The following is a 12,980-nucleotide window of genomic DNA, read 5'->3' on the forward strand; positions in this document are numbered from 1 at the left end:
CGGTATCAGCCGGACGCGATCACGCCGTCGACGTTCTGACGCTCGCGGAGCCGGGTGACCGTGTCGTGCAGGTGCTCGTCGAGCAGGCGCCGCACCTCCTCCCGGTCGGCGGTGCGGATCGCCTCCCGCAGCACGACGTGCTCGTCCACCTGCACGTGCAGGTCGGGATAGGTGGTCTGCAACGCGCCGAGGCACATCCGCGTCTCGACGAGCAGCGTGCGGGCCGCCCGCACGAGCCGCGGACTGTCGGCACTGGCCACGAGGATCTCGTGGAAACGTCGGTCGCCGTCCGAGACACCGGTGGCGTCCTCGCGTTCGGCGGCCGTGCGCATCTCCTCGATCGCCGGTTCGAGGGCTTTCCACGTCTGTTCGCGACGGCCGTCCAGCACCAGGTCGAGGGCACCGCCCTCGATGACCCAGCGGCTGCGGTAGATATCGACGACGTCGTCGAAGGTGAGCTCGGTGACGAAGATGCCCCGGTTGCGGATGCTGTAGAGCAGACCTTCGGACAGCAACCGCTGCATGGCTTCTCGCAGCGGGCCCCGGGAGACCTGGAAGTGCGCCGCGAGTTCGGCCTCCCCCAGCTGTTCCCCGGGACCGAGCGCACCCCGGACGATGGCCGACCGGATCTGTTCGGCGATGAGCTCGGCCGTGGACGGCCGGGTGACAGGACGTAGATCTTCCAGATCACCGAGCACCATGATCGGTATCCTCCTCGAACAGTGAGCCCAGCTCCGGGCATTCCACTGTATATCCGGCGAGCTCCAGGCCGTGCCACACGGTGACCTGGTTGGCGGTCAGCACCGGCTTGCCGGTCTCCTTCCCGAGTTCCCGCATGATCCGCAGCGTGTGCATCGCGGTGTCGGGCACCAGGACCGCCTGCGCGTCGGGATGATCGTTGGTCCTCACGAATTCGAGGACGGCCTCGTCGGTCAGGGTGCCGACCTCGGCGGCGGTGTCGATGCCGGCGTCGGCGAGCGAGACGACGTCGACACCGGCGTCCGCGAGGAAGGCGACGAACAGTTCGGCGACGTCCCGCGGATAACTCGCCGCCACGGCCACCCGGCCGACTCCGAGCGCCCGTAGCGCGGCGACGAACGCGATGCTCGTGCTCGTCGTGGGCACGCCTCCCGCGTCCCGGGAGAGCTGCTCGACCTGGGTGCGTGCCCCCTCCGGTCCGTACACGAAGCTGCCCGACGTGCACGCCCACACGAGGGCGTCGAGGGGCTCGTCCGCGAACTGCGCCGCTCCCCCGGCGAGCTTGGCCGGACTCCCGAGGTCGAGGAGTTCCGGAACGGCGTGCAGATCGGTTCCGTAGATGTGGGCGACGGGCAGATTCACCCCCAGGAGTTCGGCGGCGAACGGGTAGTCGTCCTCGGCGGCATGATCCGGGTAGACGATCCCGACGGTCGTGCGGTCACGATGCATTCAGAACACTCCTCTCAACCACTTCCCCGGTCCGGTCATGGGCAACTTCATCCGTCCCAGGCACGCCCAGATGGTGAGCTGGTTGGCCGTGAGGACCGGCTTGCCGAGTTCCCGTTCGAGCGGCGCGATCAGGTCGTAGGTCGGCAGGTTGGTGCAACTGACGAAGATCGCCTGTGCGTCCGGGGTGTCGGCCGCGATGATGTGCTCGGCGATGGTGCGGTAGTTGACCTTCCAGATGCCGCCGCCGAGCCCGAGATGTGACGACCGGACGACCTCGGTTCCGGCCTCCTTCAGGAAGTCGTGCAGCAGGTCGGTGAGTTCCCGGTCGTAGGGGGTGATCACCGAGATGCGGGTGAGGTCGAGTTTGCGGAGGGCTTCGAGCAGCGCTCCGGAGGTCGTGACCGCGCACGATGCGCCCGCCTCGCAGATCGCGTCGCACAGGGCCTTCTCGTAGGCCACCCCGTTGACGAAACTGCCCGAGGCGCACAGATAGGCAACGACTTCCGGTTCCACCGACAGCACGTCACGGGTCGCGACCATCAGGTGCCGTCGGTCGGACACCAGCTCGGCCATGGCACGGCTGACCGGCACCGGCTCGTAGGGGGTTCGAGCGAGGTGCAGGGTGACCTCGAGCGGCGCCCATCGCCACAGTTCTCGTTCCAGGGCGAGATCGAAGGGTGCGATCACACCGATGCCCCGCTGAGCCAGAGGACCTTCGAATTCGGGAATGTTCAGTTCCATACGGTCCCTCGGCTTCGTCAAGAGTTCCCTCAGCCTTGAGGATTGTTGACAATAATACGAGGCACTCATACGGTGTCAACGTGGATGCCCAGCCGGTCGTTGCAGTGCTTCATGCCGAAGCCGTGCCGGATCGTGCGTGGATGGCCCCGGTGGCCGAACACGCCACGGTCCGCTACACCGACGCCGCCGGTCTGGCGGACGCGCTCGACGGCGCCGACATCCTCTTCGCGTACGACTTCCTCACCGACGCGCTGCCCGCAGCCTGGCACGCCGCAGCGTACCTGAAGTGGATCCATGTCGCCGCGGCCGGGGTCGACGCCCTCATGTTCCCCGAGCTGCGCGACAGCGACGTGGTCGTCACCAACTCCCGCGGAGTCTTCGACGGGGCGATCGCCGAATACGTGCTCGCCCAGATACTCTCCTTCGCCAAGGACATCCCCGAATCGCTGCGGCTCCAGCACGAGCACATCTGGAAGCACCGGGAATCCGAACGCATCGCCGGGCGCTCCGTGCTCGTCGTCGGCACCGGCCCGATCGGTCGCGCGATCGCCCGCCTGCTCTCCGCCGTGGGAATGACGGTCCGGGGCTCGGGCCGACGCTCTCGCGACGACGACCCCGATTTCGGCACCGTCACCGCGACCGCCGACCTTCCGGCCGCCCTGGCCGACGTCGATTTCGTCGTCGTGGCCGCACCTCTCACGGATCAGACCCGGCACCTGTTCGACGCCCGGATGTTCGCCGCGATGAAGCCGCAGGCGCGCTTCGTCAACGTCGGGCGTGGCGAACTCGTGCGCACCGACGACCTGGTCGAGGCACTGCGGTCGGGCACGATCGCCGGCGCCGCACTCGACGTGCTCGACGTCGAACCGCTCCCCGAGGGCCATCCGCTCTGGGACATGCCGAACGTCTCGATCACCCCGCACAATTCGGGGGATTTCGTGGGCTGGCGCGACGCGCTGGTGGACGTCTTCGTCGACAACTTCCACCGTCACCGCAGTGGCGAACCTCTTCGGAACGTGGTGGACAAGAAGCTGGGTTACGTGCCCGGCGCGTGAGAGTCGGCATCGTCCGACGAGAAGGAGGCACGATGGAGCCCACAGACATGACCGCCGTCGAACTCGTGTCGGCGTTCTCCTCGGGCGAGCTGTCTCCCGTCGAGGTGACGCGGGCCGTGCTCGATCGGATCGCGGCGCACGATCGCGAGATCAACTCGTTCTGCCTCGTCGACGAGGAGAAGGCCCTCGACCAGGCGCGCAGGTCCGAGGAGCGGTGGCGGACCGGCTATTCGAAGGGCCTGCTCGACGGGGTCCCCATCTCGATCAAGGACGTCTTCCTCACCGACGGATGGCCGACCCTGCGGGGTTCGCAGGCCATCGACGAGAACCAGGACTGGAACGTCGACAGCCCGGTCGCGGCCCGGCTGCGCGAGGACGGAATGGTGTTGGTGGGCAAGACCACGACCCCGGAGATCGCGTGGAAGGCGGTGACCGATTCGGCACTCTACGGGGTGACCACGAATCCCGCCGACACGACGAAGACCGCCGGTGGCTCGTCCGGAGGCAGCGCGGCGGCGGTCGCGGCCGGCTTCGGTCCGTGCTCCGTCGGCACCGACGGTGGGGGCAGCATCCGCATCCCCGCTTCGTTCTGCGGCGTCGTGGGTTTCAAGCCCACCCACGGCCGGATCCCGATCTTCCCCGCCAGCCCGTTCGGGCCGCTCGCGCACGCCGGGCCGATCACCCGGACGGTCGAGGACGCGGCGCTGCTCACTGACATCCTCGCGCTGCCCGACCCCCGGGACCCGACGGCCCTCGCGCCGCCGCTGACGACCTTCCGCGGAGGCCTCAACCGCGAAGTGGTGGGAATGGACGTCGCCTACTCCAAGACCCTCGGCTACGTCGACGTGGACCCCGAGGTCGGTGAGATCGTCGACCGGGCGGTCCGCGTCCTCGACGAGGCCGGACTGCGCGTGACCGCCGCCGACCCCGGTTTCACCGACCCGCTCGAGGCCTTCGAGAACCTCTGGGCGGCAGGCGCGGCCACGATGCTGAAGACCTTCCCCGAGGGCACGCGGGACAAGGTGGACCCCGGCCTCGGACGCGTGTGGTCCCACGGCGAACAACTCGGTGCCGTCGATTATCTCGAGGCCCGCGCGGTCGCCGCGGCGGTCGGCATCACGATGGGGATCTTCCACCAGAAGTACAACGTGCTGATCACCCCGACGATGCCGATCCCCGCCTTCGAGGCCGGCCACGACGTGCCTCCGGGTTCGACGTTGACCTCGTGGCCGCAGTGGACCCCGTTCACCTATCCCTTCAATCTCACGCAACAGCCGGCCATCAGCATCCCCGTGGGCACCACCTCGGCCGGTCTGCCCGTGGGTCTGCAGATCGTCGGGCCGCGGCATTCGGACGACCTGCTGCTCGCCGTCGCGCGGTTCGCCGAGTACGCGTTGAGCTGAGACGGGAAGAGCACCAAGGGAAACGGCACCGCACATTGTGTGCGGTGCCGTTTCCCCTGCAACGACCGTCTATGCGCGTGCGAAGCTCAACGTCTCCCCCACGACCCCCTGGATCCACAGGTCGTTGCACGCGACGGCAAGTTCGGGCAGGCCCTCCTCGATGGTCGCGAAGACGTTGCCCGGTACCCATCCCACATCGCCGTTGAGCAACAGATTGTTCCGGCCGTAGAACAACGCGAGGTCGGTCGCTCCCTGCTGCGCATGGGCCTGCGATCCGGGTTCGTAACCGTATGCGGGATTGCCGATCTCCCACGGTTCGAAGTCGAACAGGCACACATCCCCGGGGATCGGCGTCACCGTCGGGTTCTCCCGGTGCGGTGCCGCCGTGATCCTCGGGACGAGGGTGTAGAGCTCGTTGCGGGCGTACTTGGCGTGGAACGCCGAGCCGCTCTGCGGCAGGGCGTCCCACACCGCCGCGCAGGTCAGCGGCGCCTCGTCGTCGAGAAGCCGTGCTCTGCACGTGATGTCGCGCTTGTCGAGAGTGATCGTGATGTATCGGGGCACGCGGACTCCCTCGTTCGACGGATTATCGGACCTCGGCGAGGACCTCGGACCAGATCCCGAGCGCATCCTCGATCTGCTGGGTGGTGACGATCAGCGGTGGGATCATGCGCACCACGTTCATGTGTGCGCCGCAGGTCAACAGCAGCAACCCCTTCTGCGCGGCGAGTTGTTGCGCTGCGGTCGCCCGTTCCCGGTCGGGCGCTCCGTCGGTGGTGAACTCGAGGCCCACCATGAGACCGAGACCGCGCACGTCACCGATGAAGTCGGTCGTGTGCTCCCGTGCGCCGGAGAGCAGTTCACGCCCGCGCGCGGCGGCGTTGTCGACGAGCCCCTCCTTCTCGATCACGTCGAGAGTGGCGACGGCCGCCGCGCACGAAACCGCATTCGCCCCGTACGTGCCGCCCTGTGATCCCGGACGGGCGCGCTCCATGAGTTCCTCGGAGGCGGCGATACCCGACAGCGGGAAACCGCTCGCGAGACCCTTGGCGATGGTGATGATGTCGGGTCGCACGTCGAAATGCTGATGGCCGAAGAACTTTCCGGTCCGCCCGAATCCGGTCTGGATCTCGTCGAAGACGAGCAGGATGCCGTGTTCGTCAGCCCGCTGCCGCAGCCCCCGGAAGAACCGGGTGTTGCCGGGGATGTAACCGCCCTCGCCCAGGACCGGTTCGACGACGAAGGCCGCGATCTCGTCCGGTGCCACGAGGGTCGCGAACAGGTAATCCAGTTCCTGCAGGGCGAAATCGGTCGCCTCCTCTTCCGACCAGCCGTAGCGGTAGGCGGTGGGGAACGGAGCGACGTGCACACCGCTCATGAGCGGCGAGAACCCTGCGGAGAAGCGGGTTCCCGAGGTCGTCATCGTGGCGGCCGCAACGGTCCGGCCGTGGAATCCGCCGTGGAAGACGACGATTCCGGGTCGTCCCGTCGCCTGGCGGGCCAGACGCAGCGCCGCCTCGACGGCTTCACTGCCCGAATTGGCGAAGAACAGCGAGTCGAGTCCTTCGGGGAGCACCGCGCCCAGGCGTTCGGTGAGTTCGAGCAGGGGCCGGTGCATCACGGTCGTGTACTGCCCGTGGATGAGCGAGCCGATCTGCCGGCGGGCGGCCTCGACGACGTGCGGGTGACAGTGACCGGTACTCGTGACGCCGATGCCGGCGGTGAAGTCGAGATACCGACGTCCGTCGGTGCCGTGGACGTAACAGCCCTCGGCGTGGTCGACGGTGACGGGCGTTGCCTGCAGCAGGCGGGGTGAAAGACGGGTCATGACGATCCCTCCGAACAGCCGAGGGCGCGAACCCTCGTGCCGGTTGTCGGATTGTTGACAATATGGATAACACGTGGGGATGGTCGACGCAACGGCGAGCGGTGTAACGGCAGCGTTTCGTCACTCGCACTGGAGGGCATCCGCACAGCAGGAAGCCGCATCGCCCACGGATGAGGACATCATGATCAGCAACGACGACATCGACACCCTCGCTCGCGCCACCGCGTACGGACCGGACGGCGACAAGCTCGGACGAGTCGGAGAGGTGTACCTGGACAACGACACGGGCCGACCTGCCTGGATCACCGTCGTCACGGGTCTGTTCGGAACGCGCCGGCACTTCGCCCCCATCGACGAAGCCGAACTCGACAGCTCCGGAGTGCGCCTGCCCTTCGACAAGGACACCATCACCGGTGCGCCGAACATCGACGAGAACGGTGAGCTGACCCCGCTCGAGGAGGACGAGCTGTACCGCTACTACCGCCGGTTCGGGGACACCTCTGCCGAAGGTGGAACCACCGGCGACCGGGGCGGATTCACGGACGATCGGGGTGGACCGACCGACGACCGGAGCGGCCTCGACGAGCGGAGCGCGGCCGGTGGGGGTCTCGTCGGCGGCGCAGCCGGCGGTGGTCCGGCCGGTACCGGAGCACCGCACACCGGCGAGTCGTACGGCACCACCGCGCCGGTGGGAACCGGACAGTCGCCCACCGCGGGGACCGCGCAGTCGCCTACCGCGGGGACCGCGCACTCGCCGACAGCGGGCGCCGGGCATTCACCGACGCCGCCCGACGTCGCGCGTGAGGAGATCGCCGGGAACTACCGGCCGAGCGAGGGCCAGCGGGACGAATCGCTCGAGCACTCGATGCCCGGACATACCGCGTCGACGCCGTCCACACCCTCCGGCACCGCGCACTCGGCGGCGGACACCGCCCGCCACGCGGCTTCCGGCACCGGTACCGGCAGCGATCAGGAGATCGTCGGCCCGGGACCGACGGGACCGGCGCACTTCACGCCGCCGCAGTCGGCCGACACCGACACGAGCACAGCCGACGCGAAGGCTGACACGGCAGGCGGCGCGGACGCCGACCGGCCGCGCAAGCCGCGCCTGGTGCGCCGCGTCGTGACCACGGAGTACTACGAGGAGTCGCCGGACGACGCAACCGACACCGACCGTTCCTGATCCCCACACGAAGCCGGGACGACCACATCCGATGTGGCCGTCCCGGCTTCGTCGTGCGGTACTCACGGTCTACGATCTACAACCAGGTGTCCTCCGTGACAGAGGTGAGGAACGCTTCGAGATCGTCTCGCCAGGGCGCCGGAGTCGTCTTCTCCGGTTCGATCCCGGTGTACTGCCCGCGGTAGAAGAGCAGCGGGCGTTCCTTCTCGTCGCGCACCTCGCTCAGCGACGAGACGCGACCGAACACCACCCAGTGGTCTCCCCCGTCGTGCACCGTCTCGACCGTGCAATCGATGTGCGCGAGCGATCCCGTCAGGACGGGTGAGCCCAACGGAGAGGGTGTCCAGTCGAGTCCGGCGAACTTGTCGGGTTCGCGGGAACCGAACCGCGCGCAGGTCTCCTGTTGTTCCTCGGCGAGGACGTTGACGCAGAAGCGGCCCGCTCGTTCGATGGCCGCCCACGACCGCGACTGCTTCGTGGGGCAGAACAACACGAGCGGCGGGTCGAGCGACAACGCCGCGAACGACTGGCACGCGAATCCCACAGGCGTCCCGTCGTCCTCGGTGGTGGTGATGACGGTGACGCCGGTGCAGAACTGCCCGAGCACGGTGCGGAAGGCCCGCGGGTCGATCGCACCGTTCTCTCCGGCCTCCGGCGCGGTCATTACTGCATTCCCACCGAGAAGTCGTGGCCCCACAGGCTCACGGCCGTGGATTCACGGGCGATCCAGTCGTCGTCCTCGACCTGCAGCCCCTCGCAACCGAATTCGACGTCGAATCCGCCGGGGGTCTTCATGTAGAAGGACAGCATCTTGTCGTTGACGTGGCGGCCGAGCGTCGCCGACATCTTGACCTTCTTCCGCAGCGCGCGGTCGAGGGCGAGACCGACGTCGTCGGAGTTCTCCACCTCGATCATCAGGTGCACGATGCCCGACGGGGTGGGCATGGGCAGGAAGGCGAGGCTGTGGTGGCGCGGGTTGCATCCGAAGAACCTCAGCCAGGCCGGTTTTCCGTCGGCGGGCCGGCCGACCATCTGCGGAGGCATCCGCATGGAGTCGCGCAGGCGGAAACCGAGCACGTCGCGGTAGAAGCGCAGCGATTCCTCGTCGTCGCGGGTCGAGAGCACCACATGCCCGAGGCCCTGCTCACCGGTGACGAACTTGTGCCCGTACGGGCTGACCACGCGGCGGTGTTCGAGGGCGGCACCGTGGAACGCCTCGAGGGTGTTGCCCGACGGGTCCTGGAAGACGATCAGTTCGTCGACGCGACGATCGGCGAGCTGCTCGGCGGTGCCCTCCTTGAACGGGACACCCGCTGCGGAGAGACTGTCGCGAACCGACTGGAGGTCGGCGGCGTTCGCGGTCTCCCAGCCCGAGACGAGCAGCTTGTCGGACTCGTGCGGCTCGATGACGAGCCGGGCCGGGAAGTCGTCCATCCGCAGGTACAGCGCGTCGGTGTGGGTGCCCTTGCCCTCGATCATGCCGAGGACCTTGAGACCGTACTCGCGCCAGGCCGGGACGTCGGTGGCGCCGATCCGGAGATATGCCAGCGACCGGATACTCATCTATTCGACTCCATCCGTGAGGAAATCCACTGTCAGGCGGTTGAATTCGTCGAACTTCTCGAGCTGTGCCCAGTGGCCGCATCCACCGAACACGTGCAACTGTGCGCGCGGGATCATCTTCAGCGCGACGAGTGCGCCGTCGAGCGGGTTCACGCGGTCCTCGCGACCCCAGATCAGCAGCACCCGCTGACGGAGCTTGTAGGCGTCGCGCCAGAGCATCCCCTTCTCGAACTCGGCGCTGGAGAACGACTTCCCCATCGCCTTCGCCGCGGCGAGCGACTCGGGGGTGCTCGCCGACGCGAACCGCTCCTCGACGAGCTCGGGGGTGATCAGCGACTGGTCGAAGACCATGATCCGCAGGAACGCCTCGAGATTCTCGCGGGTGGGGTCGTACGAGAACCGGCCGAGATTCTTGACGCCCTCGGTGGGGTCGGGTGCGAACAGGTTGACGCTCAGCCCACCCGGTCCCATGAGGACGAGCCGTCCGGCGCGCTCGGGGTAGTCGAGCGCGAACCGCACGGCGGCACCACCACCGAGCGAGTTGCCGAGGAGATGGACGCGGTCGGTGATCCCGATCGTGTCGAGCAGGTCCTTCAGCGCGGACGCACTGTGCACGAAGTACTGCGGATGCTCGGTCGGCTTGTCGGACCTGCCGTAGCCGGGCTGGTCGACGGCCAGCACATGGAATCGTTGTGCCAGCACCGGAATGTTCTTTGCGAAGTTCGACCACGACGACGCGCCCGGGCCACCACCGTGGAGCAGGACGATCGTGGTGTCGTTGCCGACGCCGGCCTCGTGGTAGTGCAGGCGCAGGTCGTCGCGGACCTGCGCGAAACGGGAGGTCGACTCGTAGGTGATCTCGTCGATTGCGGTCACATCCACCCCTAGACCATCGTGTCGGTGATCGGCAGACCGAACTCGGCGGCACCGAACATCACGTAGGCACGCTCGGCGTCGTTGGCGGCGTGCACACGACCGGCGTGCGCGTCGCGCCAGAAACGCTGGATGGGTGTGCCGTCCGCGAGTGCGGTGGCACCCGAGTTCTCGAAGAGACGGTCGATCGACGTGATGGCACGGCCGGTCGCGCGGACCTGGTCGCGACGCGCCCGCAGACGAAGTTCCATCGGAACCTCCTCGCCGGCGAGGAGGTGGGCGTACTCGTCGGCGACGTTGCCCGACAGCTGGCGCCAGGCCGCGTCGATGTCGCTGGAGGCCTCGGCGATGCGCACCTTGGCGAACGGATCGTCCTTGGCCTTCTCACCGGCGTACGCTGCACGGACACGCTTGCCCTGGTGTTCGACGTGCGCCTCGTACGCGCCGTAGGCCATGCCGACGATGGGCGTCGAAATGGTCGTGGGATGGATGGTGCCCCACGGCATCCGGTAGACGGGCGCGGTGTTGCGCTCGAGCCCGGGCGAGGCGAGGTCGTTCATGGCCTTGAAGCTGAGGAAGCGGTGGCGCGGGACGAAGACGTCCTTCACCTTGACCGTGTTGGATCCGGTGCCGCGCAGACCGACCACGTGCCACACGTCGTCGATCTCGTACTCGGACCGAGGGATCAGGAAGCTGCCGAAGTCGACGGGGCGGCCGTCCTTGATGACCGGGCCGCCGACGACGACCCAGCTCGCGTGGTCGCATCCGGACGACCAGGCCCACGCACCGTTGACCTTGTATCCGCCGTCGACGACCTCACCGGCGCCCATGGGCGCATAGGACGAGGAGATGCGCACGTCGGTGTCGTCGCCCCAGACCTCTTCCTGGGCCTGCTGGTCGAAGAGTGCGAGGTGCCAGTTGTGGACGCCGATGATGCCGGAGACCCATCCGGTCGAGCCGCACGCGCTCGCGATGTTGCGCACCGCGGTGAAGAAGGTGACGGGATCGGCCTCGTATCCACCCCACTGGGCCGGTTGCAGAAGTTTGAAGAAGCCGGCCTCCTGGAGCTCCTTGATCGAGTCGTCGGGCACCCGGCGCAGATTCTCGGCCTCCTGCGCACGTTCTCGCAGCGTGGGCAGCAGAGCGTCGATCCGCTGCAGTACCTCGTGGCTGTCGTGGTCACCCACTGGACGCTCCCGTCTGTTCAGGAATTGATCGCTTGTACCGAGACTAGAACATGTTCTTATTCGTGTCGAGACACGCCACACTCGCAGGTAGACAATCCCTATGGCGGGACCAAAGTCCCCGAACCCTTCCCCTCGCGACGCGAATTCTATAACGTGTTCTAGAAGAGATTTCCGGAAGGAAGTGAGCGGACATGGCACAGATTCGCGAGATCGACGTCGGAGAGGTCCGGACGCGTTTCGCGCGAGGCTGGCACTGCCTCGGCCTCAGTCGCACGTTCAAGGACGGCAAGCCCCACGCCGTCGAGGCCTTCGGCACGAAACTCGTGGTGTGGGCCGACAGCAACGGCGACCTGAAGGTGCTCGACGCGTACTGCCGCCACATGGGCGGCGACCTGTCACAGGGCGAGATCAAGGGCGATTCGGTTGCATGCCCGTTCCACGACTGGCGCTGGGGCGGCAACGGCAAGTGCACGGACATCCCGTACGCCAAGCGTGTTCCCCCGCTGGCCCGCACCCGCTCGTGGATCACGATGGAGAAGCACGGCCAGCTGTTCGTGTGGAACGACCCCGAGGGCAACACCCCGCCCCCGGAGGTCACCATCCCCGAGATCGAGCAGTACGGCTCGGACGAGTGGACGGACTGGACCTGGAACCAGATCCGGATCGAAGGCTCCAACTGTCGCGAGATCATCGACAACGTCGTCGACATGGCGCACTTCTTCTACATCCACTACGCCTTCCCCACGTTCTTCAAGAACGTCTTCGAGGGGCACATCGCCGAGCAGTACCTCAACACCCGCGGCCGGCCGGACAAGGGCATGGCGACGCAGTACGGCCTGGAGTCGACGCTAGAGTCGTACGCGGCCTACTACGGCCCCTCCTACATGATCAATCCGCTCAAGAACAACTACGGCGGGTACCAGACCGAATCCGTGCTGATCAACTGCCATTACCCGATCACGCACGACTCGTTCATGCTGCAGTACGGCATCATCGTCAAGAAGCCGCAGGGCATGTCACCCGAGCAGTCCGACGTACTGGCCGCCAAGCTCACCGAGGGTGTCGGTGAGGGCTTCCTGCAGGACGTCGAGATCTGGAAGAACAAGACCAAGATCGAGAATCCCCTGCTGTGCGAGGAGGACGGTCCGGTCTATCAGCTCCGCCGCTGGTACGAGCAGTTCTACGTCGACGTCGCCGACGTGACGGAGAAGATGACGGGCCGCTTCGAGTTCGAGGTCGACACCGCCAAGGCCAACGAGGCCTGGGAGAAGGAGGTCGCCGAGAATCTCGAGCGCAAGAAGCGCGAGGAAGAACAGGGCAAGCAGGAAGCGGAGGTGTGACGATGAGCGCCTCGACCCGGCGGAGCAGATGGGCGAAGTCCCCGGACTTCTCCCAGTGGCCCGAGCGGGCCGAGGCCGTCGCCGCCCAGACCGCGATCGACAAGATCAATTATCTGGAGTCGGGTCAGCACGAGGTGCAGTGCCACGAGTGCGGCACGTGCGTGCTGGTGCGCAAGAACAGCCTGTCGCACACGAGCGTGCAGTGGCAGGACGATCCGGACACCGTGTGCCCGACCTTCCGCGAGACCGCCTCGCTCCGAGGCTCGTCCATCACACCGCGCGAAGGGTGTCCACAACTCCGGGAGAGCATCGACCGGGCCGTGCTCGACGGCACCCTTCCCGTACCGGACGGATCGCCCCTGTCTCTTATACACATCTG

Annotated in this window: 13 protein-coding genes; 4 read left to right on the forward strand and 9 right to left on the reverse strand. The window is 67.2% G+C overall.

Annotation, left to right across the window (positions count from 1 at the left end):
* Window positions 1-5: 5 nt before the first annotated feature.
* From B9C99_RS08800 to B9C99_RS08810, 3 genes are read right to left on the reverse strand one after another with little or no spacing between them, the layout of a single operon-like run.
* The gene (locus B9C99_RS08800; protein ID WP_006550439.1) at window positions 6-701 is read right to left on the reverse strand and encodes a GntR family transcriptional regulator; all 696 of its coding nucleotides are present in this window, start codon (window positions 699-701) and stop codon (window positions 6-8) included.
* Window positions 688-1,428, reverse strand: coding sequence for a maleate cis-trans isomerase (locus B9C99_RS08805; protein ID WP_088897595.1), 741 nt, complete (start codon window positions 1,426-1,428; stop codon window positions 688-690). Before B9C99_RS08805 ends, B9C99_RS08800 begins: the two co-directional genes overlap by 14 nt.
* Window positions 1,429-2,169, reverse strand: coding sequence for an Asp/Glu/hydantoin racemase (locus B9C99_RS08810; protein ID WP_088897596.1), 741 nt, complete (start codon window positions 2,167-2,169; stop codon window positions 1,429-1,431).
* A gap of 80 nt (window positions 2,170-2,249) precedes the next feature.
* On the opposite strand from B9C99_RS08810, the gene B9C99_RS08815 reads away from it, so the two are divergent.
* Both B9C99_RS08815 and B9C99_RS08820 read left to right on the forward strand, forming a co-directional pair.
* Window positions 2,250-3,224, forward strand: coding sequence for a D-2-hydroxyacid dehydrogenase (locus B9C99_RS08815; RefSeq protein ID WP_088897597.1), 975 nt, complete (start codon window positions 2,250-2,252; stop codon window positions 3,222-3,224).
* Window positions 3,225-3,256: 32 nt separating this feature from the next.
* Complete coding sequence (locus B9C99_RS08820) at window positions 3,257-4,627, forward strand: amidase (protein WP_172414898.1); 1,371 nt, start codon at window positions 3,257-3,259, stop codon at window positions 4,625-4,627.
* Between the two features lie 69 nt (window positions 4,628-4,696).
* Here B9C99_RS08820 and B9C99_RS08825 read toward each other — a convergent pair whose 3' ends face one another.
* Window positions 4,697-5,191 (reverse strand): DUF3830 family protein, encoded by a 495-nt coding sequence (locus B9C99_RS08825; RefSeq protein WP_088897599.1) that lies wholly within the window; start codon window positions 5,189-5,191, stop codon window positions 4,697-4,699.
* A 22-nt stretch (window positions 5,192-5,213) separates the two neighbouring features.
* Window positions 5,214-6,455 (reverse strand): aminotransferase class III-fold pyridoxal phosphate-dependent enzyme, encoded by a 1,242-nt coding sequence (locus tag B9C99_RS08830; protein ID WP_088897600.1) that lies wholly within the window; start codon window positions 6,453-6,455, stop codon window positions 5,214-5,216.
* Window positions 6,456-6,636: 181 nt separating this feature from the next.
* Between B9C99_RS08830 and B9C99_RS26015 the strand changes: the two genes are divergently transcribed.
* The gene (locus B9C99_RS26015; RefSeq protein WP_216359292.1) at window positions 6,637-7,638 is read left to right on the forward strand and encodes a PRC-barrel domain-containing protein; all 1,002 of its coding nucleotides are present in this window, start codon (window positions 6,637-6,639) and stop codon (window positions 7,636-7,638) included.
* 76 nt (window positions 7,639-7,714) lie between these two features.
* Here B9C99_RS26015 and hsaB read toward each other — a convergent pair whose 3' ends face one another.
* From hsaB to hsaA, 4 genes are read right to left on the reverse strand one after another with little or no spacing between them, the layout of a single operon-like run.
* A complete protein-coding gene (gene hsaB, locus B9C99_RS08840; protein WP_016693305.1) occupies window positions 7,715-8,302 on the reverse strand; it encodes a 3-hydroxy-9,10-secoandrosta-1,3,5(10)-triene-9,17-dione monooxygenase reductase subunit in 588 nt (195 codons plus the stop codon).
* Entirely contained in the window at window positions 8,302-9,201 is a 900-nt protein-coding gene (gene hsaC, locus B9C99_RS08845; protein WP_016693306.1) for an iron-dependent extradiol dioxygenase HsaC, read from the reverse strand. Before hsaC ends, hsaB begins: the two co-directional genes overlap by 1 nt.
* A complete protein-coding gene (gene hsaD, locus B9C99_RS08850) occupies window positions 9,202-10,077 on the reverse strand; it encodes a 4,5:9,10-diseco-3-hydroxy-5,9,17-trioxoandrosta-1(10),2-diene-4-oate hydrolase (RefSeq protein WP_088897605.1) in 876 nt (291 codons plus the stop codon).
* A gap of 8 nt (window positions 10,078-10,085) precedes the next feature.
* Window positions 10,086-11,261, reverse strand: coding sequence for a 3-hydroxy-9,10-secoandrosta-1,3,5(10)-triene-9,17-dione monooxygenase oxygenase subunit (hsaA, locus tag B9C99_RS08855; RefSeq protein WP_016693308.1), 1,176 nt, complete (start codon window positions 11,259-11,261; stop codon window positions 10,086-10,088).
* Window positions 11,262-11,452: 191 nt separating this feature from the next.
* Between hsaA and B9C99_RS08860 the strand changes: the two genes are divergently transcribed.
* Complete coding sequence (locus B9C99_RS08860; RefSeq protein ID WP_016693309.1) at window positions 11,453-12,601, forward strand: Rieske 2Fe-2S domain-containing protein; 1,149 nt, start codon at window positions 11,453-11,455, stop codon at window positions 12,599-12,601.
* Window positions 12,602-12,980 lie beyond the last annotated feature (379 nt).

The organism is Rhodococcus sp. BUPNP1, from assembly GCF_002215235.1.
GTDB lineage: Bacteria > Actinomycetota > Actinomycetes > Mycobacteriales > Mycobacteriaceae > Rhodococcus.

Excerpts from the sequence above, each read along its gene's own strand:
- hsaC (WP_016693306.1), bottom strand. The coding sequence starts at position 9,201 with ATGAGTATCCGGTCGCTGGCATATCTCCGGATCGGCGCCACCGACGTC.
- B9C99_RS08860 (WP_016693309.1), top strand. The coding sequence starts at position 11,453 with ATGGCACAGATTCGCGAGATCGACGTCGGAGAGGTCCGGACGCGTTTC.
- B9C99_RS26015 (WP_216359292.1), top strand. The coding sequence starts at position 6,637 with ATGATCAGCAACGACGACATCGACACCCTCGCTCGCGCCACCGCGTAC.
- B9C99_RS08810 (WP_088897596.1), bottom strand. The coding sequence starts at position 2,169 with ATGGAACTGAACATTCCCGAATTCGAAGGTCCTCTGGCTCAGCGGGGC.
- hsaB (WP_016693305.1), bottom strand. The coding sequence starts at position 8,302 with ATGACCGCGCCGGAGGCCGGAGAGAACGGTGCGATCGACCCGCGGGCC.
- B9C99_RS08830 (WP_088897600.1), bottom strand. The coding sequence starts at position 6,455 with ATGACCCGTCTTTCACCCCGCCTGCTGCAGGCAACGCCCGTCACCGTC.
- B9C99_RS08800 (WP_006550439.1), bottom strand. The coding sequence starts at position 701 with ATGGTGCTCGGTGATCTGGAAGATCTACGTCCTGTCACCCGGCCGTCC.
- B9C99_RS08805 (WP_088897595.1), bottom strand. The coding sequence starts at position 1,428 with ATGCATCGTGACCGCACGACCGTCGGGATCGTCTACCCGGATCATGCC.
- B9C99_RS08820 (WP_172414898.1), top strand. The coding sequence starts at position 3,257 with ATGGAGCCCACAGACATGACCGCCGTCGAACTCGTGTCGGCGTTCTCC.